At 71.7% G+C, this 22,995-nt stretch carries 22 protein-coding genes, 1 tRNA gene and 1 pseudogene; 12 read left to right on the forward strand and 12 right to left on the reverse strand.

What is annotated here, in order from left to right; all coding sequences use genetic code 11:
• Window positions 1-28: 28 nt before the first annotated feature.
• Window positions 29-1,099: an iron ABC transporter substrate-binding protein gene (locus tag ACIA5F_RS09270; protein ID WP_399350864.1), complete on the reverse strand. Its 1,071-nt coding sequence runs from the start codon at window positions 1,097-1,099 to the stop codon at window positions 29-31.
• A 338-nt stretch (window positions 1,100-1,437) separates the two neighbouring features.
• On the opposite strand from ACIA5F_RS09270, the gene ACIA5F_RS09275 reads away from it, so the two are divergent.
• Together ACIA5F_RS09275 and ACIA5F_RS09280 are read left to right on the forward strand one after the other, a co-directional pair.
• Window positions 1,438-2,004: an EF-hand domain-containing protein gene (locus ACIA5F_RS09275; protein ID WP_399350866.1), complete on the forward strand. Its 567-nt coding sequence runs from the start codon at window positions 1,438-1,440 to the stop codon at window positions 2,002-2,004.
• Window positions 2,005-2,148: 144 nt separating this feature from the next.
• A tRNA-Met gene (locus tag ACIA5F_RS09280) sits at window positions 2,149-2,222 on the forward strand.
• Between the two features lie 169 nt (window positions 2,223-2,391).
• Here the strand turns inward: ACIA5F_RS09280 and ACIA5F_RS09285 are convergent.
• Complete coding sequence (locus ACIA5F_RS09285; protein WP_399350868.1) at window positions 2,392-3,324, reverse strand: poly-gamma-glutamate hydrolase family protein; 933 nt, start codon at window positions 3,322-3,324, stop codon at window positions 2,392-2,394.
• 16 nt (window positions 3,325-3,340) lie between these two features.
• On the opposite strand from ACIA5F_RS09285, the gene ACIA5F_RS09290 reads away from it, so the two are divergent.
• Window positions 3,341-3,769 carry a hypothetical protein gene (locus ACIA5F_RS09290; protein WP_399350870.1) on the forward strand — a complete coding sequence of 143 codons (429 nt, stop codon included), beginning with the start codon at window positions 3,341-3,343 and terminating at the stop codon, window positions 3,767-3,769.
• A 217-nt stretch (window positions 3,770-3,986) separates the two neighbouring features.
• Window positions 3,987-4,532 (forward strand): annotated as a pseudogene (locus tag ACIA5F_RS09295) (sigma-70 family RNA polymerase sigma factor); the annotation flags it as partial.
• Between the two features lie 484 nt (window positions 4,533-5,016).
• On the opposite strand, the gene ACIA5F_RS09300 reads toward ACIA5F_RS09295, so the two are convergent.
• Both ACIA5F_RS09300 and ACIA5F_RS09305 read right to left on the reverse strand, forming a co-directional pair.
• Complete coding sequence (locus ACIA5F_RS09300) at window positions 5,017-5,619, reverse strand: phosphatase PAP2 family protein (RefSeq protein WP_399350872.1); 603 nt, start codon at window positions 5,617-5,619, stop codon at window positions 5,017-5,019.
• Entirely contained in the window at window positions 5,616-6,962 is a 1,347-nt protein-coding gene (locus ACIA5F_RS09305) for a diacylglycerol/lipid kinase family protein (protein ID WP_399350874.1), read from the reverse strand. Before ACIA5F_RS09305 ends, ACIA5F_RS09300 begins: the two co-directional genes overlap by 4 nt.
• Before the next feature lie 463 nt (window positions 6,963-7,425).
• Here ACIA5F_RS09305 and ACIA5F_RS09310 point away from each other — a divergent pair, with 463 nt between their 5' ends.
• The 4 genes from ACIA5F_RS09310 (at window position 7,426) to ACIA5F_RS09325 (ending at window position 10,494) form a co-directional block, all read left to right on the forward strand.
• Complete coding sequence (locus ACIA5F_RS09310; protein ID WP_399350876.1) at window positions 7,426-8,298, forward strand: oxaloacetate decarboxylase; 873 nt, start codon at window positions 7,426-7,428, stop codon at window positions 8,296-8,298.
• Window positions 8,295-8,576, forward strand: coding sequence for a hypothetical protein (locus tag ACIA5F_RS09315; protein ID WP_399350878.1), 282 nt, complete (start codon window positions 8,295-8,297; stop codon window positions 8,574-8,576). Before ACIA5F_RS09310 ends, ACIA5F_RS09315 begins: the two co-directional genes overlap by 4 nt.
• 98 nt (window positions 8,577-8,674) lie before the next feature.
• Entirely contained in the window at window positions 8,675-9,040 is a 366-nt protein-coding gene (locus tag ACIA5F_RS09320) for an iron chaperone (protein ID WP_399350880.1), read from the forward strand.
• A 167-nt stretch (window positions 9,041-9,207) separates the two neighbouring features.
• Window positions 9,208-10,494 carry a cytochrome P450 gene (locus tag ACIA5F_RS09325; protein ID WP_399350882.1) on the forward strand — a complete coding sequence of 429 codons (1,287 nt, stop codon included), beginning with the start codon at window positions 9,208-9,210 and terminating at the stop codon, window positions 10,492-10,494.
• A 52-nt stretch (window positions 10,495-10,546) separates the two neighbouring features.
• Here ACIA5F_RS09325 and ACIA5F_RS09330 read toward each other — a convergent pair whose 3' ends face one another.
• The 3 genes from ACIA5F_RS09330 to ACIA5F_RS09340 all read right to left on the reverse strand — a co-directional run bounded on the left by ACIA5F_RS09330 (window position 10,547) and on the right by ACIA5F_RS09340 (window position 14,956).
• Window positions 10,547-12,472 carry a tRNA-dependent cyclodipeptide synthase gene (locus ACIA5F_RS09330; protein WP_399350884.1) on the reverse strand — a complete coding sequence of 642 codons (1,926 nt, stop codon included), beginning with the start codon at window positions 12,470-12,472 and terminating at the stop codon, window positions 10,547-10,549.
• 630 nt (window positions 12,473-13,102) lie between these two features.
• Window positions 13,103-13,993, reverse strand: coding sequence for a hypothetical protein (locus tag ACIA5F_RS09335; protein WP_399350886.1), 891 nt, complete (start codon window positions 13,991-13,993; stop codon window positions 13,103-13,105).
• Between the two features lie 72 nt (window positions 13,994-14,065).
• Entirely contained in the window at window positions 14,066-14,956 is an 891-nt protein-coding gene (locus ACIA5F_RS09340; protein WP_399350888.1) for a hypothetical protein, read from the reverse strand.
• A 1,744-nt stretch (window positions 14,957-16,700) separates the two neighbouring features.
• Here ACIA5F_RS09340 and ACIA5F_RS09345 point away from each other — a divergent pair.
• A complete protein-coding gene (locus ACIA5F_RS09345) occupies window positions 16,701-16,982 on the forward strand; it encodes a hypothetical protein (RefSeq protein WP_399350890.1) in 282 nt (93 codons plus the stop codon).
• Between the two features lie 172 nt (window positions 16,983-17,154).
• Here ACIA5F_RS09345 and ACIA5F_RS09350 read toward each other — a convergent pair whose 3' ends face one another.
• From ACIA5F_RS09350 to ACIA5F_RS09370, 5 genes are all read right to left on the reverse strand, one after another.
• Entirely contained in the window at window positions 17,155-17,355 is a 201-nt protein-coding gene (locus tag ACIA5F_RS09350) for a hypothetical protein (protein WP_399350892.1), read from the reverse strand.
• 141 nt (window positions 17,356-17,496) lie between these two features.
• Window positions 17,497-17,898 carry a putative immunity protein gene (locus ACIA5F_RS09355; protein ID WP_399350894.1) on the reverse strand — a complete coding sequence of 134 codons (402 nt, stop codon included), beginning with the start codon at window positions 17,896-17,898 and terminating at the stop codon, window positions 17,497-17,499.
• A 98-nt stretch (window positions 17,899-17,996) separates the two neighbouring features.
• Window positions 17,997-18,296, reverse strand: a complete 300-nt coding sequence (locus ACIA5F_RS09360; RefSeq protein WP_399350896.1) for a hypothetical protein — start codon at window positions 18,294-18,296, stop codon at window positions 17,997-17,999.
• A gap of 640 nt (window positions 18,297-18,936) precedes the next feature.
• The gene (locus tag ACIA5F_RS09365; protein WP_399350898.1) at window positions 18,937-19,740 is read right to left on the reverse strand and encodes a DUF2785 domain-containing protein; all 804 of its coding nucleotides are present in this window, start codon (window positions 19,738-19,740) and stop codon (window positions 18,937-18,939) included.
• 168 nt (window positions 19,741-19,908) lie between these two features.
• On the reverse strand, window positions 19,909-20,733 hold the full coding sequence (locus ACIA5F_RS09370) for a lipase family protein (RefSeq protein ID WP_399350900.1): 825 nt from the start codon (window positions 20,731-20,733) through the stop codon (window positions 19,909-19,911).
• A 228-nt stretch (window positions 20,734-20,961) separates the two neighbouring features.
• Here ACIA5F_RS09370 and ACIA5F_RS09375 point away from each other — a divergent pair, with 228 nt between their 5' ends.
• The 3 genes from ACIA5F_RS09375 (at window position 20,962) to ACIA5F_RS09385 (ending at window position 22,991) form a co-directional block, all read left to right on the forward strand.
• Complete coding sequence (locus ACIA5F_RS09375; protein WP_399350902.1) at window positions 20,962-21,984, forward strand: hypothetical protein; 1,023 nt, start codon at window positions 20,962-20,964, stop codon at window positions 21,982-21,984.
• A 141-nt stretch (window positions 21,985-22,125) separates the two neighbouring features.
• On the forward strand, window positions 22,126-22,269 hold the full coding sequence (locus ACIA5F_RS09380; RefSeq protein ID WP_399350904.1) for a hypothetical protein: 144 nt from the start codon (window positions 22,126-22,128) through the stop codon (window positions 22,267-22,269).
• Between the two features lie 332 nt (window positions 22,270-22,601).
• Window positions 22,602-22,991, forward strand: a complete 390-nt coding sequence (locus ACIA5F_RS09385) for a VOC family protein (protein ID WP_399350906.1) — start codon at window positions 22,602-22,604, stop codon at window positions 22,989-22,991.
• Window positions 22,992-22,995: the final 4 nt, after the last annotated feature.

A 22,995-nucleotide genomic window follows, 5' to 3' on the forward strand; every position in this document is an offset into this window, starting at 1 on the left:
AGCGGGGTGAGGGTGTCTCGCGGTCCGGTCAGACCATCCCGGCTTCCTTGAGCATCTCCAGCGTCTTCTGGAGCGAGTCCAGCTTGCCGAGGTCGATCTTCGGCGCGTCCAGGGAGGCCAGCGCCGGCAGGTCCTTCACGGAGGAGGTGACGCCCGCGGCCAGCGGATACTCCTTCGTCTTGTCGGCGAAGTAGGTCTGGGCCTCGTTCGAGAGCAGGTACTCGACGGCCTTCTCGGCGGCCTCGCTCTGGCCGCCGTTCTTCAGGACGCCGACGCCCGCCGCGTTGACCAGCGCGCCCGGGTCGCCGCCCGGCAGGAAGTGGATCTTGGCGGTGAGCTTGTCGGCGCCGACCTCGGCGGCCTTCTCGTACCAGTAGTAGTGGTTGATCAGGCCGAGGGAGACCTCGCCGGAGTTCACCGCGTCCAGGACCGCGCCGTTCTTGGCGTACGGCTTGGCACCGTTGGCCTTGAGGTCCTTGAGCCACTTCAGGGTGGCGTCCTCGCCCTCCAGGACGCGCATGCCGGTGACGAACGCCTGGAAGGAGGCGTTGGTGGGCGCGTAGCCCACCTTGTCCTTCCACTCGGGCTTCGTCAGGTCCTTGACGCTGTCCGGAGCCTTGGGGGCCTTCTGCGGGTTGTACGCGATGACGCGGGACCGGCCGGAGACGCCGACCCAGTCGCCCTCGCCGCCGCGGTAGGCGGCGTCGACCTTGTCCAGGGACTGCTGCGGGAGCTTCGCCAGCACCTTGGCCTGGGAGAGCGCGCCGAGCGCACCGGCGTCCTGCGAGAAGAACAGGCCCGCCTTGGTCTTGTCGCCCTCTTCGAGGATCTGCGCCGCCAGCTCGGCGCTGTCGCCGTAGCGGACCTGCACCTTGGTGCCGACCGCCTTCTCCAGCTTCTCGATGATCGGGGCGATCAGCTTCTCGTTCCGGCCGGAGTAGATGACCAGCTCACCGGCGCTCTGCGCGGCGGTGGGCTCGGCCTTCTTCTCGGCCTCCTTCTCCTTGCCGGCGTCCGCGCCACCACAGGCGGCGAGGACGGGGAGGAGGAGCGCGGACATGGCGAGTGCGGTGCCGCGGCGGACGAGCGGACGGGGCATGTGGAGCCTCCTGAACAGCCCGCGCGCCGGGAACGGCAGGACGCGGGAACAAAAGCTGATGTGCACATCAATATGGCGAGCCTTGCCTAACTGTCAATTTCTGGTCAAGGCGTGACCAATAAACGTCCAAGCTGTTACCGGAGGAGTCTGGGTTACCGACGAAAAGTGAGGTATGCCCGCTGTGGTGCGTGGTGCGTGGTGCGTGGTCGGGGAGCTGTGGGAGCCGTGGGCCGACCGGCGATGTTCCGGAAGGGGCGGACGGTGGCCGTGTCCACCTGTTACGAAGGGGGACCAACCTCCCGAACACATCTCCCGAACACCCGACCGAAGGGCGCGGCATGTCGGACGACCTGCTCATCCGGAAGATCAGCCACGGTTTCGACCACCTCGACCGGGACGGTGACGACCGGCTGACGGAACACGACCACGTCCTGATGGGCCGGTCGGTCGCCGCCTCCCTCGGGCACACCGAAGGGTCGGAGGCCGAGCGGCGGGTGATCGCGGCGTACCTGGCGATCTGGCGCGAGCTGCACCTGCCGCACCTGCCTCCGGGGGCGGACGCGGTGAGCCGCGCGGAGTTCCTGGCCTCCACCCGGACCCTGGCCGACGACCCGGCGGCGGCCCGGGCGACGCTCGGCGCCCTCGCCGAGGCGTTCCTGGCGGTGGCGGACACGGACGGTGACGGAAGGGTGGACGGGGAGGAGTTCTTCGCCTTCCAGCACGGCCACTTCCCCGCCCTGACCCGGGAGCGGGTCGCCGAAGCGTTCGGGCACCTCGACCGGGACGGGGACGGGACCTTGTCCCGGGAGGAGTTCGTCGGCGGCATGATCGAGTTCTGGACGAGCCGCGACCCGCGGGCTCCGGGCACCTGGTGGACCGGCACCACCGACTTCGCCGCGCTCTGAGCCCCCGGGAGACCCCCGTCACCGCCCCCGGCCCCCACCTGACCGGCCCACCGGGCCGGGGCGGGTCCGGGCGGGGGCCGGAGGCTCCCGCGCAGGTCGCGGTAGCCGGGACCTGCCGTGATGGCGTACTGTGGGATTTACCGCCGCGGGGTGGAGCAGTTCGGTAGCTCGCTGGGCTCATAATCCAGAGGTCGCAGGTTCAAATCCTGTCCCCGCTACTGTCGAGGAGGGCCCGAATCCATCAGGATTCGGGCCCTCCTCCGTTGTCCGGCCCACCGGTGTCCGCGAGGACCGCCTCGGCCACCGCGTCCACCGGCCCGGTGGTGCCTGCGACAGTACCGATATCGATACCGGCATGTCGCAGGGCACCGCTCCTACCCCGGGTTCTTAGACGACGGGGGAATCGAGGCCGAGCTCGTGCCGGTCCATGGCTTCACGCACGGCGTTGACGAAGCCGTTCCAGAAGTGGGGCTGGTGGTCCGTGGGCTTGGCGGGGGTGGGTTTCACACCGGCGGTCGCCCTGCGGTTGGCGCCGCCCTCGAAGCTTCCGAACATCGCCCCGCGCAGTTCGGTGGAGATCTCCAGCTGGGCACCGGCTCCGGTGCGGGTCCGGTTGACGATGTTCTTCGGGTCGTCACCGTTCAGCGGGGTGTTGATGCCCGCGATGGTCACCTTCACCGCCAGGTCGGGATTGCTGGTCCCGGTGGTGAACCCGTACTTGGCGAACGCCCACCCCAGGTTCCGCATCAGCCGCTCGTCCCGGCCACCGATGAGAATCTGCTTGGCCGGGCCCGTGGCCGGGCTGAACCCGTGCAGGGAGACGGCGTACTGGTTGTTGCCGCAGACGGCCAGGGCGGCCGGGTCGTCGCAGTTGGTCGAGGTGACATGGAGGTCCGCGTGGGGCGTCAGCCCCTCGAACATCCAGTAGTCCCGCTGCGGTACCCCTCCCACCGGGGCCGGAAGCTCGGTTCCGGCCCCGACGAGGGTGTAGCCCGCGATGGCGAGACACAGTTCGCTGGTGCCCATCTCGATGCCACCGCCGTGCGGGGCGATGACCGCCGTACTACGGACGGGATCGCTCGTGCCGCTCGTGTTGTCGAGCAGTTCGCTCCGCGTGCCGGAGCGGAAGCGGCGCGCCCAGTCGCGGCCTTCCTGGAAGGCGTCACTGCTGTACAGCGCGGCGTTCGAGGCGAACCGCTCCGCTGTGCTTGTGGCGGCGGCGGCGGTGCTGCCGTTCCCGGCAAGGTCGTTGAGGAGGGGAAGGCCTGCGGCCGTGGCGGCCGCGGAGGCCAGGAGGGTGCGTCGACTGGTGAGTTTCATGCAGTGATCATCGCTGATGTCCGGAGTTTGCGACGAGGGAGGTATCTCCTTCCCCCTGCCCCACCACACCCCGACCCACCACATCCCGCCCCCCGGGACCACCCTGCCGGGCGGGCACGACATGGCCTCCATGTCACCGGGAAGCACGTCACCGGCCGGGATGCTGGCCGCGCACCTGCTGGCGGCCGTACTCGCAGGCCTGTGGCTCGCGTACGGCGAGCGGGCCGTGTTCCGCATCCCGCGCGCCCTCGCCGGACGGCTCCGGGCACCCCTGCTCCTGGGGTCGCGCCTGCTCCTGCTCCACCTCCTCGGCCTGCCGGTGACCCCGCAGCGGCGTCCGCGCGTCCGCGTACGGCGTGAACGCCGCCGCCCCGGGCCGCGGCAGCTCTTCCTCACCCACACCATCACCTCACGGGGCCCGCCACCGGCAACCGCTGTCCTCTGACGACAGTCGGTCCCCTGCGCGCACCGGCGGCTTCGCCGTGCCCCGGGCACCGGTCCTGCCCGCCCGCAGGCCGTACCCCTTTCACCGGCCCGCCTCACACCGTGCCGGACACACCCTTTGCACCGAAGGACCCCGTGGCGATGACCCCTGCCCTGCCCGTCCACCCGTCCCCGTCCACCCGTCCCCGTCCGGCCGGAAGCCGGCCCGGCGGGCCCCCGACTCCGACGAGGCGGTGACCCGGCTGGCCCTCTCCGCACGCGACGGGGACCCCGCGAAGGCCGACCGTTTCTTCCGCGCACTGCACCGCGACGTCTGGCGCTACGTGGCCTACCTCAGCGCCGACCCCCAAGCGGCGGACGACCTCACCCAGGACGTCTTCCTCCGCGCGTTCGGCTCCCTCGGCCGGTTCGAGGGCCGCTCCTCCGCCCGCACCTGGATGCTGTCCATCGCCCGCCGCACCGTCGTGGACAGCCTGCGTCACGCCGCCGCCCGGCCCAGGATCTCGGACCGGCACGACTGGCAGACGGCCGCCGAACAGGCGCAGCCCCACGGGCTCCCCGGCTTCGAGGACGGCATCGTGCTCGGCGAACTCCTCGCCGCGATCCCCTCCGAGCGCAGGGACGCCTTCGTCCTCACCCAGCTCCTCGGACTGCCCTACGCCGAAGCGGCCGAAGCCATCGGCTGTCCCGTCGGCACCGTCCGCTCCCGCGTGGCCCGCGCCCGCACCTCCCTCATAGGACTCCTGACGGCACAGGGCTCCTGACGGATGGACGGATGGACGGGTGGACGGCCGGACGGCCGGTTCCCGGATGGCTGCGGGTGGCCGGCGGGGTGTCAGCGGCCGACGGAGAGTGGCTGCACTCCACCAGCCACCACGGGCCCCGGACCCACCACCCACCCACCGGTGTCCGCCCGTTCACCCGTTCACCCGTCCCTGTCCAGGCTCATCTCCACACCTCCACACCTCCACACCTCCGGAGACAGGGGGCACACTCGTCTTCGCCGGTGACGGCACCGTCACCCAGGACCTGGGCTGGGCCATGGCGGACCGTCGATCAAGGGCACCTGCACCGTCAGCGCCGGCGCCCTGGTCATCAAGGCCGGGCCCACCTGCACCAGCACGTTCCGCGGTGGTGACAACGGCCTCACCCGGCCGGGCTTCTTCACCCTCGACACCGGCGGTTCCTGGATTTCTGTAGTAAGCCCCCGGAACCCCGGCCGGCCCGTGCTCGTCCGCGGTATCCGTCCTACCCACCACATCCACCGCATCCACCGCACCCGGCCCTGCGCCGGGCCAGGTGGATGACGGCCGCGGCGGCTGCCACGCCCAGCACGGAGCCCGCGGCGACGTCGGCGGGGTAGTGCACCCCGGTGTGGACGCGGGAGTAGGCGACGGTCGCGGCGAGCAGGCTCAGCGGAGCCGCGGTCCACGGCAGCTCGCACCCCACCGCCGTGGCGAAGGCGAAGGCGGACGCCGAATGCCCGGAGGGGAAGGAGGTGGAGCCGGGCATGGGGACCTGGCGGGCCCACGGCACCTGGGCGGCGTCACGGTCGGGCCGGTGCCGGGGGAGCAGGTTCTTGCCCAGCAGGTTGGCCCCGGCCGAGGCCACGGCGATCGCGCCCACACCCAGGAGCGCGGCCGTGCGCGGGGCGCCGCCGCGCAGGGAGAGGAGCCCGGCGACGGCGAAGGAGATCTTGGAATGGTCGGCCGCGCCCGAGAGCCTGCGCAGGGCCGTGTCCAGCGTGGGTGTGGGGGTGGCGGCGACCGCCGCGTAGAGCGCCCGGTCGAGGGCGCTGAGATCGAGTGCGGTACGACGGAGCGACGACGCGAAGCCGCGCACGGGCCTCACCTCCCGGTGGCGGTGGGCGCGGCGCGCCGCAGGGCGAGTTCGCCGACCCGCTTCCAGTCCAGGCGCGGGGCCAGGCGGGGTGTGCCGGGGCGGTCGCGCGGTACGCGCACGCGCAGCGCGCCGGGCCGGACGGCGCAGTGGACGGGGGTGGGCAGGACGAGGGCCTCGCCGTCGACGGCCACCGGGATGGTCGGGGCGTCGGCGGAGACGACGACGGTGCGCGCTTCGAGGACGGTGGCCGCCGCGGCCTGGCCGCCCCTGACGGCGACTTCGGCCGCCTGCGCCGCGTCGGTCACGCGCAGGCCGAGCACGCCCAGGGTCCCGGTGTCGAGCCGGGGCCTGCGGCCGGTACCGATCGGGTCGCCCGTCGTGTAGGGGTTGTTGCTGACCAGGAGCACCTGGGGCTCCTCCAGCAGGGTCTCGTCGGCGAGCGCGGAGATACGGGTGCCGTCCTCGCGCGGGGACAGCAGGTCGGGAAGGGCGTCCAGCGCGGTCCCGGCCTTGGCGTCACGGTATTCGGGGCTCTGCACGATCTGCGCGTAGGCGCCGAAGGAGACGGTGTTGACGAAGGCCCGCCCGGCCACCGTACCGAGGTCGATCCGCAGTTCCTCGCCGTCGGTGAGGGCCTCCAGGCAGGTCGACGGGTCGGTCCGGTCCAGGCCGAGGTCCATGGCGAGGTGGTTGCGGGTACCCGCGGAGACGACGAGGAAGGGCAGGTCGTGCCGGGAGGCGACCTCGGCGACCAGGGCCTGGGTGCCGTCCCCGCCCGCCACCCCCAGGAGGTCGGCTCCGTCGGCGACGGCCTGACGGGCGAGTGCGGTCACGTCCTGCGGGGTGGCGGTGTCGAGCAGGATGACGCGGGCGCCGAGCGCCTCGGCCCTGGCCACCAGGCCGAACTCGCCGACCTTTCCGCCGCCGGACCTCGGATTCATGATCAGTACCGGCCGGCGGGGCGGCGGGGCCGGCGCCGCCGCCATGCCGCCCTGCGGCAGGTCCCACCGCAGCGCCTCCCAGGCACAGCCCAGGGCCCCCGCCCACAGCACCAGGGCGGCCAGCGCCACCGTCCACAGCCCGGTGTCGAGGTAATACACCAGTACGGCGACGGGGGCCGCCACCGCGATCAGCAGCCCCACGAGCCGCAGGACGCCCCGGCGGGACAGGAACCACCAGAACCCGGCGGCGGCGAGGGCCAGCCCGGCCAGACCGACCACGACCACGACGGCGCTGCGCAGGCCCGCGACCGCGAGCAGCGTCAGGACGGCGCAGAGGGCGAAGGCCAGCGCGACACGGGCGAGCAGCCGGGCCCGTGCGGGCGCGGCGTGCGGGCTCGGGCTCGGGCTCATGGGTCGCTCCTCCTGGCTCATCTCAGATCATCACCGGTGACGGAGCCCCCCGCGCGCCGAGCCCCGGCGCCCGCCGCCCGCCCCCGTCCGGGCGGTACGGAGGTGCGGTGTACGGAGGTGCGGCGTACGCCGGTACCGCCGCGCGCCGGTACGGAACGGCAGGACCGGGCCCGTTCCACCCGAGCGAACCTACCCGACCCGCCGTCACCGGCCCGGTCCGGTCCGGACGGGGACGGCCCGGGGACGGCCCGGGGACGGCCGGTTCCCGGTCGGGAACCGGCGTTTTAGGGGACAAGTGACGTTTCTGTGGTGAACGGGCTACGCCGTTGGTGTGAGCAAAGTCTTCGTAACAGGAGATTCCAGAGAACGTCAGTAAATGATTCCTTCTGGGTAAAGAGCCGCCGTGTCGCGGCCTGTTCATCCCTGCCTCCATGCCATGGAACCCCTCGAAGGAGACCGGAAAATGAGTTACGGAAAGACGCTGCGCGACCAGATCGCCGAGCCGGGCACCACACCCCTGATCGGCGTGTACGACATGTATTCGGCCTCGGTCGCGGCCGGGCACTACGACGGGATGTTCGTCTCCGGATTCGGTTTCGCGGCTTCCTACTACGGGCTGCCCGACATCGGGTTCATCGCCTGGCCCGACATGATGGCCTTCGTCCAGCGGCTGCGCGGGGCCTTCCCCCACCACCATCTCCTCGTGGACATCGACGACGGGTACGTCGACCCCGAGGTGGCCTGCCACGTCGTGGAAGGACTGGAGCGCATGGGTGCCTCCGGGGTCATCCTTGAGGACCAGAAGCGCCCCCGCCGCTGCGGACATGCCGACGGCAAGCAGGTCCTTCCCCTCTCCGAGTACCTGGAGAAGCTGGACATGGTGCTGGCGACCCGCAAGGACCTGGTGGTCGTCGCCCGCACCGACGCGACCGAGGAGGCCGACATCCTGCACCGGGCCGAGGCCCTGGCCGCCACCGACGCCGATGTCGTGCTGGTCGACGGTGTCCGCAGCGTGGAGTGGATTCGGCGCATCCGCGAAGTGGTCGGCACCAAGCCGCTGCTGTTCAACCAGATCGCGGGCGGCAAGTCCCCCCGTCTTTCCCTGGGCGAACTGACCGACCTCGGTGTCGACGTGGCCATCTACAGCACCCCCTGCCTGTTCGCCGCGCACCGGGCGATGGACACCGCGCTCGCCGAGCTGCGGGTCGCCGACGGGCGGCTGCCGGCCACGGACGGGGAGGACGGCATCGGCGTCGGGGAGTCCACCCGGCTGCTGGCCAAGAACATCGCCCGGCACCACCCCGTACCCGCCGCGCGCGAGAGCGTCGGCGTGTGACCGGCGCCCGTGTCCTGGCCGTCGGCTGTCTGGCGGTGCTCTTCCTCGCGGGCGGCGCCGCGCCCGCCGCCGCCGAGGGCAGTCTGATCACCGCCACCGTCATCGACAACTCCCGCTTCCACTCGGACTCCGACGCCTTGGTCGAGGTCGACCGGACGGCCAACTCCCAGCGCGGCAGCGGCACCGCGGGCAGCGACCACGAGGGCAGCAGCGCGGACATGCTCGCCGCACTCGTCAGCGTGGTCTCCGGCGAGGGTGAGGGCGAGGACGACGACTGAGCGGCCTGCGGCGCGACAGGCGATGGCGGACGACGAGAACGGCCGGGCCCCGGTGAGGAGCCCGGCCGTTCCGGCCTGCTCCGGCCTATTCTCGGGGAATGGTGCGCAGCGAGGCGAAGAACGTGGACGGCTATCTGACCGAGGTGCCCGAGGAACGCAGGGACGCCCTGGCCAGGTTGCGACGGCTGTGCCGGGCGGAGCTGAAAGGCTTCGGCGAGGTCATGGCCTACGGCATGCCCGCGTACGAGCGCGACGGCACCGCCGAAATCGCGTTCGCCAGCCAGAAGCAGTACATCTCCTTCTACCTCATGCGCGGCGATGTCCGCGAGGAGTTCGCGGAAAGGCTCGCCGGACAGGACATGGGAAAGGGCTGCCTGCGATTCCGTAAACCGGAGAACATCGACTTCGACCTGGTACGGGATCTGCTCAGAGCCACAGCGGCACGTCCCGGCGAGATCTGCTGACGACACCGGGGTCCGTCAGGGGGCATCAGAGTCATCAGAGTCATCAGGGGCATCAGGGGTTCACCAGAGGTTCGGCAGGGGGTTTGTCAGGAAGTCCGGAAGGAGGTCCGGCAGGGGGCGTCCCTGCTTCACCGCTCACGCGCTCCGGCCCCGAAGGGACACCGTCCATGGAACAGCAGCAGCCTTTCGTCCTCGACCCCACCGGCAGTGACCGTCACGCCGAGGACACCGCGCTCCGCGCACGCGGCCCCCTCACCCCCGTCACCCTCCTCGGGGAACGGGCCTGGGCGGTCACCGACTACGACCTCCTCAAGAAGCTCCTGCTGGACCCGAGGGTCTCCAAGGACGCCCACCAGCACTGGCCCCGCTTTCCCGACCGGACCGGGAACTGGCCGCTGCTCCTGTGGGTCGGCGTGCGGACGATGACCACCGCCTACGGGGCCGACCACCGACGGCTGCGGCGGCTGGTCGGACCCGCTTTCGCCGGACGCCGCGTCAACGCGCTCCTGCCCCGCATCGAGGAGATCGTCCAGGAACTGCTGGACGACCTCGCGGCGGCCCCGCCCGGCGGGTGTGCCGATCTGCGCGAAGGACTCGCCGTCGCCCTGCCGATCCGGGTCATCAGCCACCTCATGGGTCTGCCCGACGACCGGCTGCCCGGTTTCCGGCGCACCGTCGACCGTATCTTCGACACCACCCTCGACGGAGCACAGGCCGTCACGAACAGCGAGGAGCTGTACGCGATCCTGGCCGGCCTGGTCGCCGCCAAACGCGCCCGACCGGGCGAGGACCTGACCACCCAGCTCATCCGGGCCCGGGACACCGGCGCCGACGGCGACGGGCTCACCGAGACGGAACTCCTCGACACCCTGCTGATGATCATCAGCGCCGGGCACGAGACCACGGTCAACCTCATCGACCAGACCGTCGTGGCGCTGCTCACCCACCCGGGGGAGCTCGCCGCCCTCCGCGCGGGAGAGGTCTCCTGGGCCGATGCCGTCGAGGAGACCCTGCGCTGGCAGGCGCCGCTCCCCTACCTCCCGATGCGGTACGCCGTCCAGGACATCTCCCTTCCCGGCGGCCACCTCATCCGCCGGGGCGAGGCGATCCTCGCCGCCTACTCCGCCGCCAACCGCCACCCGCGCCGCCACGGCGCCGACGCCGACCGGTTCGTACCGGACCGGCCCGACAAAGCACACCTCTCCTTCGGGTACGGCGTTCACGTCTGCCTCGGCGCCACCCTTGCCCGGCAGGAAGCCGTGACCGCCCTGCGGATGCTCTTCGCCCGCTTTCCCCACCTCACCCTCGCCGTCCCCGCCGACCGGCTGCGTCCGCTGCCGTCGCTCGTCGCCAACGGCCACCGGGAACTCCCCGTCCACCTGCACGGACCGACCGGACCGACCGGACCCACCGGACCGACCGGACCGACCGGACCCATCGGCGACTCCGGCTGACGGGGCGGGGTGGGCGTCCGGGCTGTCGCCGTCCGTACGGACCGCTGGACGGTCACCAGGTGACGGGCAGTTTCCTCGGGCGGGTGAACAGGTCCTCCGGGTCGTTCCACGGGAGGTCCTCGGGGCGGCAGGCCAGTCCCAGCCGGGGCATCCGGTCGAACAGGCCCCTGAGGGCCACCTGGAGGTAGACCCGGGCGAAGGAGGCGCCGGGGCAGGAGTGCGGGCCCGCGCCGAAGGTGAGGTTCAGGGCGTCCGGCTCGCGCCGGATGTCGAACTCCGCCGCGCGCTCGCAGTGGTCCGGTTCCCGGAGCGCGGCCAGGTAGGGCGTGAGCACCGCCTCGCCCGCGCGGACGAGCACGTCGCCGACCTGGACGTTCTCGGTGGCGAGGCGCGGCAACGACATCGGCCCGTTGTGGTGGTGGCGCAGGAGTTCGTCCACCGCGGCGGGCCACCGGCCGGGTTCGCGGCGCAGCAGGTCGAGTTCGCGGGGGTGACGGAGCAGGGTGAGGGCCATGACCGGGACCGGGCCGACGACCGGGCCGGTCCCGGTCACGATCAGGTGGGCCATCGTGCCCACGGCCTCCTCGTCGGTCAGGGTGCCGTCGGCGCGGGCGCGGGCGAGCACGGCGGCCGGATGGGACGCGGCGGGGTCCGCCGCGTCCAGGCAGTCACGGGCCAGCCCCACGGTCAGGGGGAGGGCGTTGGTACCGGCGGGGCCCGTGGTGAGCCCGCCGCGGGCACGGAGACCATCGAGGTGACGCTCTTGCAGCTCTCCGGGGATGCCCTGCGCACGGCATGCGGCACGGAGGGCCAGCGGCACTGCGTACGAGGCCACGAGGTCGGCCGGGTTCGGCCCGTCGGCCATCCGTTCCAGCAGGTCACCGGCGAGCGCGGTCAGCCAGCCACGGGCCTCCTCCGCCTGCGCGGGGCCGAAGCAGGGGTCGAGGACGCGCCGGATACGGGTGTGCCGGGGCGCGTCGGTGTTGAAGAGGGCGCCCGGCAGGGACTGGAAGTCCTCGGCCGGGCCGAACCGGGGCACGTCGCGGCCGGTGAGGTTCCGGGAGAACCGCCGGTCGGTGGTGACACGGACGATGTCCTCCCGCCTCACGAAGATCCAGAACAGGTCACCGGACGGCATCCGCAGCCGGTGGGCCCGGGAAGAGGCCCGCAGGCGGGCGAAGACGGGCGGCGCGGTGCCGTGGGGGCCCGGCCGGACCGGCCAGTCCAGGATGTCGGGCAGCGCGTCCCGGCCGGTCCCGGCGGGCGCGGTCCCGGCGGCGGTGGCCGGTGCCGCGGGCAGGGTGAGGACACCGAGGCCCATTCCCGGGGAAGGCGCCAGGCCGGGCACGATGCCCTGGTGGAGGGCCAGGAAGATCGGCGGCTCACGGTGGTAGAGGAACATCACGCTGTCGGTGCCGAGGATCGCCGGAGCGTCGACGAACAGCGGGACCTCCGCGAGGATGTAGGGGGCGGAGTTCTCCAGCTCGGCCAGGGTCGGTTCACGGTTCAGACTGGTGCGCAGCGCCCCCACCAGTTCGTCGTGGACGGCCGTACGGAACTCCGGCCGGTCGCGGTAGGCGGCGGTGGCGAGGTCACGCAGTTCCCGGTACCGGGCGTGCTCCTCCAGCTTCGTCCACACGTGCAGGTACGCGTCCGGGTCCTCGTCGCCGGCCTCCGCCAGTGCCGTGCGGCAGGCGTCCCGCATCTCGTGCGTCGCCCGGACGGCGCGGCGCACCGCCCTGCGCGGGGAGTCCCCGGCGTCGATCAGACGGTAGGCCGCCTCCACCCCCGCGAACAGCACGTGCACCCGCAGCCCCTGGGACACGGACCAGGTCACGTGCTCGCGCAGCCGGGCCGGGCTGTACACCTTGTTGAACGGGGACGCCCCGATCAGCACCGTCGTCGGGACCGTGTCCGGGCCCGGCAGCACCGGGCGCAGCCCGTACCCCGCCCTGGTCCGGCCCCGCGCCGCCGTCACCCCGCCCGCCGGCCTGAGCGGGAACCGCGGGGCGGGTGTGTCGTTCCGTCGTTCACGGCATCGGGCTTCCTGCTCGTCTCGTCGGAGGACGGGTGGCGGGCCGTGCCGTCGCCGGAACCCGGTGACGGCATCCTGCCTTTGCCGGAGCCGGGAGCGCGGAACGGTTCCGGCCGGTGGTGCGGGAACCAGTGGACCACGGGACGTCCGGCCCTCCCGGCAGCCCGGTCCCGGCGGTGTCGGAGACGGTGAGGGAAACGGAGGCGGAGGCGGTGGTGGGGGTGTGGGCGGCGTTGCCGCCAGACGGGCCCCGGTCCGGTGCCCGGATGTGATGAAGAGTCAGGGCAATCGGTCCGGGCGTCCCCCGGTGGGCGGCGGGCGGACGGGGTGAATGAGACGTAGGCGCGACGGCGAGGGGCGCTGTTCACGGCGATCGGCCCGTGGACGCGTGCCAGACGGGTGGGCATCGGTCCGGCCGGGCCCCGCCCGTCGCACCATCTGTGGACCACTGGCGGGCCACTGGTGGATCGCGGCCGCCTGTGACCTGCGGTGGTGGCGCGCCGCCGCTCGTGGTGCCGGTGGCCCGGCACCACGAGCGGTGTGCGGCAGCGGAGGTCCGCACGGCAGCGGGGTCTACACGGCGGTGTTGACGCTGGACAGGATGTCGAAGCGGGTGAGGGCGGTCGAGAGGTCGCCCTGGGTGTCGGTGCCGGTGGGGACGACGATGGCGGTCGTGGGGATGAGGTCCCTCGGGGCGCCGGTCTGCACCTGGAAGGGGATGTTGATGGTGGTGGGGACGGTGGGTCCGAGGAGTCCGACTCCTGCGGGTACGGCGAGCTGGTAGACGGAGGGGATGGCGGGGTCGTTGTTCTCGTACAGCGCGGTGAACCCGGACGGCCGCCCGGCCGAGGTGACCCGTGTGTAGAAGGGCGTGGCGAACGTGAAGCGCGCGGGGCAGTCGGTGCCGCTGAGGAGGGTGCCCGCCCCGTTGTAGAAGCTGAACGGGAGGTAGGCCGCGCTCCCGCCCGCGACCAGGGGGATCTGGGGGGTGGTGAAGTACAGGTTGGTGTTGCCCGCGGTGGGTGTGCCCAGGCTCGCGCGGACGAACAGGAACGGCCAGACGTTGCGGGTCAGGTCGCTGTCCTGATCGGTGGTGTTGGCCGCGTCGGTGGTGAAGATGGCCCGCCCGAACGAGGGGATGTTGGGGGCGCCGGAGGCGAGGCTCAGCGACACCGAGATGGTCTGGCTGGAGTTGGCGGGGAAGCCGGAGAACGCGACCTGGATGATGGAGGGCACGTCGACGGCGGTGTTCTGGTAGAGCCAGCTGGAGGTGGCCCCGGAGACGGTCGGGAGGGCGTTGACGTTGGCGTAGAACGGGGTGATCACCTTCAGGGAGACGGGGCCGGTGGCGGCCACGCTGCTGAAGTTGCCGACGGTGATGGTCAGGGTCGCGTTGCCGCTGCCGTCATAGGTGGCCGGGTCCGTCCTGCAGTACAGGTTCACGATGTTGGTCAACGTGCTCACATCCCGGTGATCCGCTGGCGAATGATGAACTGGCTGGTCATGCTCTGGTCTCCCGTGGTGCGTACGGTTCGGCTAGACGGCGCCGGCGGCGACGGAGAGGATGCCGAAGCGGTGGTGGGCGGTGGAGAAGTCGCCCTGTGTGTCGGTCGAGGTGGGGACGACGATGGCCGACGACTGGGTGAGCAGCCGTGGGGCGCCGGTCTGCACCTGGAAGGGGATGTTGATGGTGGTGGGGACGGTGGGTCCGAGGAGTCCGACTCCTGCGGGTACGGCGAGCTGGTAGACGGAGGGGATGGCGGGGTCGTTGTTCTCGTACAGCGCGGTGAACCCGGACGGCCGCCCGGCGGACGGCACCCCTGTGTAGAAGGGGGTGGAGAAGGTGAAGTGCGAGGGGTGGCCGGTGCCGCTGAGGAGGGTGCCCGCCCCGTTGTAGAAGTTGAACGGGACGGCGCTGGTCCCGCTTCCGGCGATCAGCGGGGTCTGCGGGCTGGTGTAGTACAGGTTGGTGTTGCCCGCGGTGGGTGTGCCCAGGCTTGAGCGGACGAACAGGAACAGCCAGACGTTGCGGGTCAGGTCGCTGTCCTGGTCGGTGGTGTTGGCCGCGTCGGTGGTGAAGATGGCCCGCCCGAAGGGCGGGAGGTTGGGCGCGTTCGAGTTCAGGGAGAAGGACACGGAGACGGTCTGGCTGGAGTTGGCGGGGAAGCCGGAGAACGAGACCTGGATGATGGAGGGCACGTCGTCCGCGGTGTTCTGGTAGAGCCAGCTGGAGGTGGCCCCGGAGACGGTCGGGAGGGCGTTGACGTTGGCGTAGAACGGGGTGATCACCTTCAGGGAGACGGGGCCGGTGGCGGCCACGCTGCTGAAGTTGCCGACGGTGATGGTCAGGGTCGCGTTGCCGCTGCCGTCGTAGGTGGCCGCGTTGGTCCTGCAGTACAGGTTCACGATGTTGGTCAACGTGCTCACATCCCGGTGATCCGCTGGAAACCGCTCGGTTGGCTGGTCATGGTCCGAACTCCCTTTCTGGCAGGGGAAGTCGATCCGCTGGGTGTGCCGCTCGGAGATGCCGACGTGATGTCCGGGGGCCGTGGGGCCTTCGGGACCTCGGTGTCGACGCGGCCTGCCGGTCGCACGCTCCCGCCACCGCGTACGGCGCGGCTGCTGCGGGCGGCGGGTTTCTCTCCTGGTGGTCCGGCGGGTGATCGTCCGGCCGGTGGACGGTGTCGGTGCTCCGGCAGGGAAGTCCGCCGCGTCTGCGGCGCTTCCGGATACGGGCCCCGACCGGTGGTGCGGTGGGGCGACCGGAGTCTGTTCGAGGGCGTGGTGCAGGGCTCGACCGGTGCGGCGCGGGGCAGACGGCCACCCCCACGGAAGTGAGGTGAGACCCGTCCGCGGAGACCGGCACCCGATATACGCATAGTGACACGACGATTACAGGAATGGGAATAGGTCGGTCCACCCGAAGTGAATCCCGGGAACCCGGACGAAGACCCATAGGGAACCCGGAGGAAACCCGAAGACAACCCGGAGGGAAATCTCAAGGGAGGGAGTGCCCCGGCCGTGGGTGCGGCAGGAGGGGCGAGGCCTGCCGTACGGGTCAATCCGTTCCGCAACACGCTCCGGTATCCCGTACGGGACCTCGTGCGCGGATCGGGGAGGGCAGGATGCGGCCGAAGTCGGTTGGAGTCGGTTGAAGCCGGCTGCCCCGGGGGGAACCTCGTACGGCGATCTCCGGTGACGCCCCGGACCCGGCAGGAAGCGGGAGGGGGCGGGAGGGCGGCACCGGAGACCCAGGAGAAGGATGTCGATGATGCTGTTCTCTTCACCGGGCCGGGCCAGGCCGGTTCTGCCGCTTCTGCCGGTCTCGCCGAGGCTGCACGCGGCTGTCGCCGTGCTCGCGCTGGCGGCCGTCCCGATGGCCGTGGACGCCGCGCCCTCCCATGCCCGGACCGCCGTACCGCACGGGCAGCAGGGTTTCACCGTGAGCTCCGTGACGTACACGGTCCCGGCAGAGGTGACGGAGATGACCGTGTACGTCTGGGGGCCCGGTGGCGGGGGTGGCGCCGGAGGCGCGGGAGGAGGTGGCGGGGGTGGGGGCGGAGGCGGTGAGTCCCCGTTCGGGGTGGCGAATCCGGTCGGTGGCGGTGGCGGGGGGAGCGGCGCCGGCGGCAGTGGCGGGAGCGGCGGCGGGTCCGGGGGCAGCGGCGGCTACACGCAGTGCACCATCAAGGTGACGCCAGGTGCGCCGATGCTCATCGGGGTGGGCAGAGGAGGGAGACCCGGGGTCGGCGGTGGCGCGGGCTCCGGTGGCGCGGGCGGTCTCGCGGGTTCCACGTTCGTCAGCGGAGGTCCCGGTGCCTTCGGAACCCAGGGCGGGGCCGGGGGACCCTCCGAGCGAGGTTTCTTCACCGGGGTGCGCAGTGGGAGCCAGTCCGTGAGCGTGAACGCGGGCTCGACGGGGACGGGTGCGGGAGGTGGCCCCCGGGGCGGTGGCGGTGGCGGGGGTGAGAACGGAAAACTCGGCGAGCGGGGTGGTGCCGGGGGCGGAGGCGGCGCCGCCGGCCCGGCCGCGGCTCCCGGAAGAGGCGGTCAGGGGGCGTCGGCCAGCAGATGCACCGGCACGAAGGTGACCGTCCTCGCCGGTACCCCCGGCAGTGCCGGAACCCCCGGGTCCGGCGGTGCGGGAGGCACCGCCGGAGGCGACGGGGGCGTGGGGAAGCCCGGCTACGGGGACCCCGGCGGCAACGGCGGCACGGGAGGAGCCGGAGCCGCCGCGATCGCCGTCCCGCCCTCGGGCCCCTTCGCCCCACCACCCGGAACAGGGTTCGGCGGCGCGGGTGGAGCGGGCGGCAACGGCGGAGCCGGGGGCCGGGGTGGCCACGGTGACCAGCCCGAAGGCCCGGACCAGACCCCCGGCGGCAGCGGCAGCGCGGGCACGTCGGGCTCGGACGCCACAGGCGGCGGCACAGGCTACGTCCTGCTGACCTGGTGACTTGGTGACCTGGTGACGGACAGCGTGTAGCGGTCCGACCGGCGCCCGGCCCACGGGAGTTCCTTCCCGTGGGCCGGTGTCCCGCCGGGCCGCCGTCACCATCGACTCGGTGTCGCTGCGGCCCGCTCGGCCTGGTGAGGCCCGCTCCGGATCTGAGCCCGGAGAACGGTCCTCAGTCCTGGACGGAGGTCTCGCCGAAGATGGCCGCGTGTTCCAGCACGTCCTCCATCGGGTCGTCGATCTGGCCGATCGAGATCAGGGTGACGCCGTTGTGCGAGTCCGTGTGGGCCTCGTCCGCGGACGCGATGGTGGCGGGGAGCGCGGCGGTCAGTAACGCGGAACCGAGGAGGGTGAGGGCGAGCTTGGCTTTCATGTTGGTTCGTCCACCTGTTCGTCGTGGGGCTATTGACCGGTGTATCTATCTGACCGGCGGAAAAGTCACGGCCTCGAATCCGATCCGGGGAGTAATCACCTGTTCGGATGAACGTTCTCCGACTGGTGTGCCCTTCGCCGGTCAGCGGCGAAGGGCTGCGTCGAGCTGGTGGCGGAGCGCGTCCAGTCGGCTGCGACCAGGGCTGAAGACCGGCATCCGCCGCACGATCCCGCGAACGGCCGCCGGGGCGTGCTCGATCGCCCACCGGATCTCCTCGTCGCCGATGCCGGTGTCGTCGCCCGCCGCGATTTCACGGGCGCGCGCCACGTACATCACGGGCCCAAGGGCGTGTTTCGCCTGGTGAGGGGTGGCCAGGGGATGGATGTAAGGGGTCGCCGCCGCATAGCCCGCAGCGCGGGCGGCGGCTGTGGCCGCCGGATCTCCGACGTCGCGCGCGGCGGCGAGGGCCGCGTAGGCGACGGAGCGCAGCGGCCCCCTGAGGATCTCCCCGCGCGCGTAGGAGCGGACGCCCTCGGGGCGCACGGCGACGGCCGGGACCGCACCGGCCGCTCAAGGCTTCGGCACGGTCCCGGGAGGGCGGAGGTCCGGCCACCCGTGGGTTCGGCTACCCGTGGGTTCGGCTACCAGGTGAGGACGGCGTATCCGCCGCCGGGCCTTCCGGCAGTTGCGCCCGTGGTGCCCGTGGTGCCCGTGGTGCCCGAGGCTCCGGAGGCGCCGGCGGTCTGGTCGTCGGGGAGGACGCCGCGCCCGCCCTTGCCTCCGCCTCCGCCGCTGCCTCCGGTGCCCGCGGTGCCGCCCTGGCCGCCCGCTCCGCCCTTGCCGCCGATCTTGCCGTTCTCGCCGCCTTTGCCACCTCCACCACCCCCGCCTCCACCGCCGCCCCACCGCTCGACGCTCCGCCCTCGCCGCCCGAAGCCCACAGGTAGACGGTCAGCGAGGTCACCCCCGCCGGGACCGTGAACTGTTCGTTCGTGGTGAACTCCTGCTGTCCGGAAGCCGCCCGGGTGTGCGGGGGTGCGTGCGGGGTGGGGCCGGTGGCGTGGGCGGGTGTCAGGCCCGCTGGTACGGCGAGGGCGAGCAGGGACAGTACGCCCGGGCCATGGGCAGTCGGCGCCGCCTCCGGTACCGGCCGGGGGACATGTGCGGAGACATGTACGGGGGAACGTACGGGGACACACTCATCGGCGGACACCTCCAGACCGGGGTGCCACGGTCCGTCACCGGACCACGGACCCACGGGCCACACGGATACGAGGACCACCCGGCGGGCACGGGAACGACCCGGCGCGGGAGGGGCGCCACCGGAGCACGGACCACACCGGCCCGGCGGAACACCCGGCACCTCGCTTCCTGCAACCTTGCCGCCACCAAACCGCCACCCCCGCCGAACAGCCCAACCCCCACCCCGGAGCAGCACTCCCGGGCCGGACTCACCTGACCAGGGGGTTCTCATCAGCTTGGGCCGTAGACGCGCGCCACCTACGTCAGTGGTCGGCCGGTCGGCCGGTCGGTCCTCGTCGTCACGGAATCCCCGCCCGGCCCGGCCCGACCGGGCCGGCATCAGCCGTGCTTGACCAGGGACAGCACCTCGGCCAGCCTCCGCTTCACCGCCTCACGGTGCGGCAGCGGCGTCCGAGCGGAGTCTTCGCCGAGGCGCACGCCCAGGTCGGCCAGGACGTAGAGGGCCCGCAGCGTGCGCATGCAGTTAGAGGTGTGCGCGGGCGCCGGGCCGGAAGGCGTCGCGGCGAAGTCCGCTTCGACCGGCGCCAGCCAGGCCACGGCGTCCGCCTCGCTCAGGTCCGGCCGCAGGAGCACGCGGGAGACGGCGTTGGCGAGCCGGTCGTCCTCCTGCTCCGCGAAGACGTGGTCCGTGGGGGCCAGCAGCCGCGCGGCGGCCAGGCCGAGCATCTGGGCGGGCCGTACGTCCGGATGACAGCCGAAGGCCCCGAGCAGGTCCGCGCCGTGCGCGCCCGCGTGCAGCCACCCCAGTACCGGGTCGTGGCCGCGGAGGTCGGTCTCCGCCGGGTACCAGCGGGAGAACGCCGCCAGCCAGTCCGGATCGAAGTCCCCCTGGCTGACGATCATCTCCAGGACGAGCGGGGCGAACGTCCGGGCCTGGATCTCCGCGTCCCCGAACCGCGAGGTCATCACCGCGCCCAGCCCGGCGCGCAGCTCCGCGCCGATCACGTCCCGCCGTATCCAGGTCCGCAGCACCACGTACGGGTAACCGTCCCGTATCTCGGGGTCCGGGTCGCGCAGGGCGGCTGCGAGCTCGTCCACGAGCACGGTGAGGCCCGGCGTCGGCGGTACGGCGAAGTCGGCGGCGTGGACGGCCTGCCATGTGCGGATATCGATCTTGGTCACATCAACACCCTAAGTATCCGCGCAACCGGTTTTCCCGCGCGCGGGCCCTCGGCAACACCCCGCGCCGAGGGCCTTCGTACGGCTCCACCCGTGCCCGTGCCCACGGCAGATGGGGCGGTGCGCAGCCGACCTTGATCAGGTCCAGCTCAGGTCCAGCTCAGGCCTTGATCAGGCCTTGATCAGGTTCTTCTCGAACGCGGCGAGGTAGTTCCGTAGGTGGTGGTCCTTGACGGCATCGGTCTCGGGGGCCAACAGGTCGGCGCGCACCCCCTTGACCCGGTCCTTCAGCTTGGCGATCAGGGGCATGCTCTCGTGGAGCTTCCCGTCGGCGTCGAAGTAGCGGAGCGCGTCGACGTGGGTGAAGACCGGCTCGGGCGGGAGGTGGGGGACGATGTCGTTGTTGTTGACGAAGCGGTGACAGCGGTCCTTGAAGGCGGTGTCGTGGGCGTCGGCGAGGAGCCGTTCGCAGGTGCGGGGCTGGCCGAAGGTGTAGACGCCGTCGGGCAGCAGCCGTGGAGCCTCGAAGTACAGCCGGGCACCGGCCAGCATGGCGAGGGCGCCGCCGAGACTGTGGCCGGTGAACCAGACGGTCTGCCCATGGGTGCGCAGTTCCTGGACGGTGTCGCGGATCTGGGGGTAGACGGATTGCAGGGCCTGGTGGAAGCCGTAGTGGACGAAGCCCTTGTTCGCCGGTCCGGGGACGGGCGGGGTGCTGACGTCGGTGAGCCAGTCGTAGATCTTCAGGACCTCGGTGCCCCGGAAACCGGTGATGATCATGCGGTCGTCGGCCATGGTGTACGCCTGGGTGTCCTCGACGGGGAACGGCATCCGGTGGGCCGACTCGTAGTGCCGGACCTCCCCGAACCCCCAGGCGGCGGCCTGGGCCTCGATGCCGTCCCGGTCCAGCGAGGCCAGCCCGGCGGCCCGCGCCATCCAGTAGGCGTGCGGGAGGGAGTGGCGGGTCGTCGAGTGGTCCAGGGCGGGGATGGTCATCGGAGTCCTTGTCCTTCGGAGGAGCGCAGCAGGTCACGGCGAGTCACCGGGCAAGCTACCTCCGTACGCGGACGGAGGCGTGCGGGCGGGACCGTGACCACCCGGACGGATGGATCTCACCCTCCACCGACACGGTCCGGCCGGACAGATGGCCACACAGGTACAGCACATTTCGGACAACTACCGTCTGGAATATGGTGCCTTGGGGGTCGGCTTGAGGGTCTCCTCTTGCCTGGCCGGACACTCGAAGCGAAGCTCAAGGGCAACAGCTCGCTCACGGTCTGCGCCAACAGCTGTCTGGGCAACGAGCCCGTGGCAGACGACCGGGCCATCAGCCACAACAAGTACGTCGTGCTCGACTCCCTGAGGGACGGGCGCGAGAACGTGGTCTGGCAGTCCTCGCAGAACATGGCGGGCGGCCAGGACGGTGAGTTGAACAACGCGATCACCGTGGCCGGCAACGCCAAGCTGGCCTCCCGCTACCGGATGGCCTTCACCAACCAGGTCAACCACGCCGGCGACAACGTACTCACCATGTACGACCCCACCGGTGACGACCCGACCGCACCGGTCGAGGCCATCCTCTTCCCGCGCAATGAGGAGGCGGACCGGGATCGCTACCAGAACGCCGACATCGTCGCCCACCACATCAACAAGGTGGACTGCGCCGCCGGCGGGCGCATCCGGATCGCCTCGGCCGCGCTGGACCAACGCCTCACCCGTCCCGCGATCTACGAGGCGCTTGAGACCAAGCGGAAGGCCCGCTGCACCGTGGACGTCGTCGCCCGCGACTTCCACGAGAGCGGCGACAACAACGGCATCAACGATCTGACCAACCTCGACGTCGTCGCGTACAGCATGCGTCCCGGCGGCTGCCGCTACAAGAACGGCGCCTCCTGCAACCGGGGCACCGTCCACTCGAAGTACCTGCTCACCGAGTGGACGGACGCCCAGGGCAAGCAGATCCGCAACGTCTACACCGGCTCGTACAACTGGACGATGGGCGCGCTGCGGAACAACGACGAGGGTACTGCTCCGCGTCGACGACGCGGTGATCTACCAGGCGTACGTCGACAACTTCGACAAGCTGCGCACCGCCGCCGTCGACATCGACGCCGCGAAGTACGGCAGCTCGCCCCAGCACTACTCCCGGGTGAACGTCTCCGCGGCCGGGGACCAGCACGCCGGCGCGACGGCCTCGAACGGCACCGCGAGCGGCACCTACCTGGCCGTCGTGTACGAGAGCGGTGACCACCGCGACCTCTCATCCGCTTCCGGGACGTCCAGGTCAGCACCATCAATGCCGGCGCCGCCGGGGCGAACCGTCGCCCCGACGCCGCCGTCGACGCCGACGGCACCACCACGACCGGCAGCCGTCTGCCCGCGACCCGGATGAACGTGGTCACGGGCGGCCACCAGAGCGACCCCGCGGTCTCGCTGGCACCGAACGGCCGGCTGTCGCTGACCTACTCGGACGACTACGACAAGAACACCTACGACGAGATGCGGCTGCGCGACGGCTTCCTGAACAAGTAGCCCGGACACGTAGCACCGGACAGGCAACCCGGACAGGCAACCCGGACAAGCAGCCCACCCGCACCCGTGGCCGCACCCGTGGCCGGACCTGCACCCGCACCCGCGTCCACCGCGGACACCGGCCTCCGGGACCCGACGACGGGCCCGGAGGCCGCTCGCCGTGAGCGGGGGAGGAAGGCGGGGGGAAGGCGGGGGACGGGGATCGTGCGATACGAGATCCGTCCCCGCTGCCATCGACGGCCGGAACGGCCTAGGATGGAAGGTGACATCGCGTGTCGGTCACCGGTCGGGTGAGGCATGGAGGTGTCGGGAGATGCCTTCGGAGGCATTCCTTGTCAGTCGAGTTGAACCACACGATCGTCCATGCCCGGGACAACCGGGAGTCCGCGGAGTTCTTCACGGACCTGCTGGGCCTTGAGATCACCGCCGAGTGGGGTCCGTTCGTCGCGGTCGGTCTGAGCAACGGCGTCACGCTGGACTTCGCCACGATCCCCGCGGACAAGATCACCCCGCAGCACTACGCCTTCCTGGTCTCCGAGGCGGAGTTCGACGCGGCGTACGCGCGGATCACCCGGCGCGGCATCGAGCACTACGCCGACCCGCACCGGAAGCACCCCGGCACGATCAACCACCACGACGGCGGACGCGGCGTGTACTTCATGGACCCGGCCGGCCACGCCATGGAACTCATCACCGTGCCGTACGGCGGCCTGCCCTCGTAAACCG

The organism is Streptomyces sp. NPDC051567 (assembly GCF_044454165.1).
Lineage (GTDB): Bacteria > Actinomycetota > Actinomycetes > Streptomycetales > Streptomycetaceae > Streptomyces.

Excerpts from the sequence above, each read along its gene's own strand:
- ACIA5F_RS09380 (WP_399350904.1), top strand. The coding sequence starts at position 22,126 with ATGAACGTGGTCACGGGCGGCCACCAGAGCGACCCCGCGGTCTCGCTG.
- ACIA5F_RS09290 (WP_399350870.1), top strand. The coding sequence starts at position 3,341 with ATGTCCGGAGTTTGCGACGAGGGAGGTATCTCCTTCCCCCTGCCCCAC.
- ACIA5F_RS09320 (WP_399350880.1), top strand. The coding sequence starts at position 8,675 with ATGGTGCGCAGCGAGGCGAAGAACGTGGACGGCTATCTGACCGAGGTG.
- ACIA5F_RS09350 (WP_399350892.1), bottom strand. The coding sequence starts at position 17,355 with ATGAAAGCCAAGCTCGCCCTCACCCTCCTCGGTTCCGCGTTACTGACC.
- ACIA5F_RS09325 (WP_399350882.1), top strand. The coding sequence starts at position 9,208 with ATGGAACAGCAGCAGCCTTTCGTCCTCGACCCCACCGGCAGTGACCGT.
- ACIA5F_RS09310 (WP_399350876.1), top strand. The coding sequence starts at position 7,426 with ATGAGTTACGGAAAGACGCTGCGCGACCAGATCGCCGAGCCGGGCACC.
- ACIA5F_RS09285 (WP_399350868.1), bottom strand. The coding sequence starts at position 3,324 with ATGAAACTCACCAGTCGACGCACCCTCCTGGCCTCCGCGGCCGCCACG.
- ACIA5F_RS09270 (WP_399350864.1), bottom strand. The coding sequence starts at position 1,099 with ATGCCCCGTCCGCTCGTCCGCCGCGGCACCGCACTCGCCATGTCCGCG.
- ACIA5F_RS09370 (WP_399350900.1), bottom strand. The coding sequence starts at position 20,733 with ATGACCATCCCCGCCCTGGACCACTCGACGACCCGCCACTCCCTCCCG.
- ACIA5F_RS09305 (WP_399350874.1), bottom strand. The coding sequence starts at position 6,962 with ATGAGCCCGAGCCCGAGCCCGCACGCCGCGCCCGCACGGGCCCGGCTG.
- ACIA5F_RS09275 (WP_399350866.1), top strand. The coding sequence starts at position 1,438 with ATGTCGGACGACCTGCTCATCCGGAAGATCAGCCACGGTTTCGACCAC.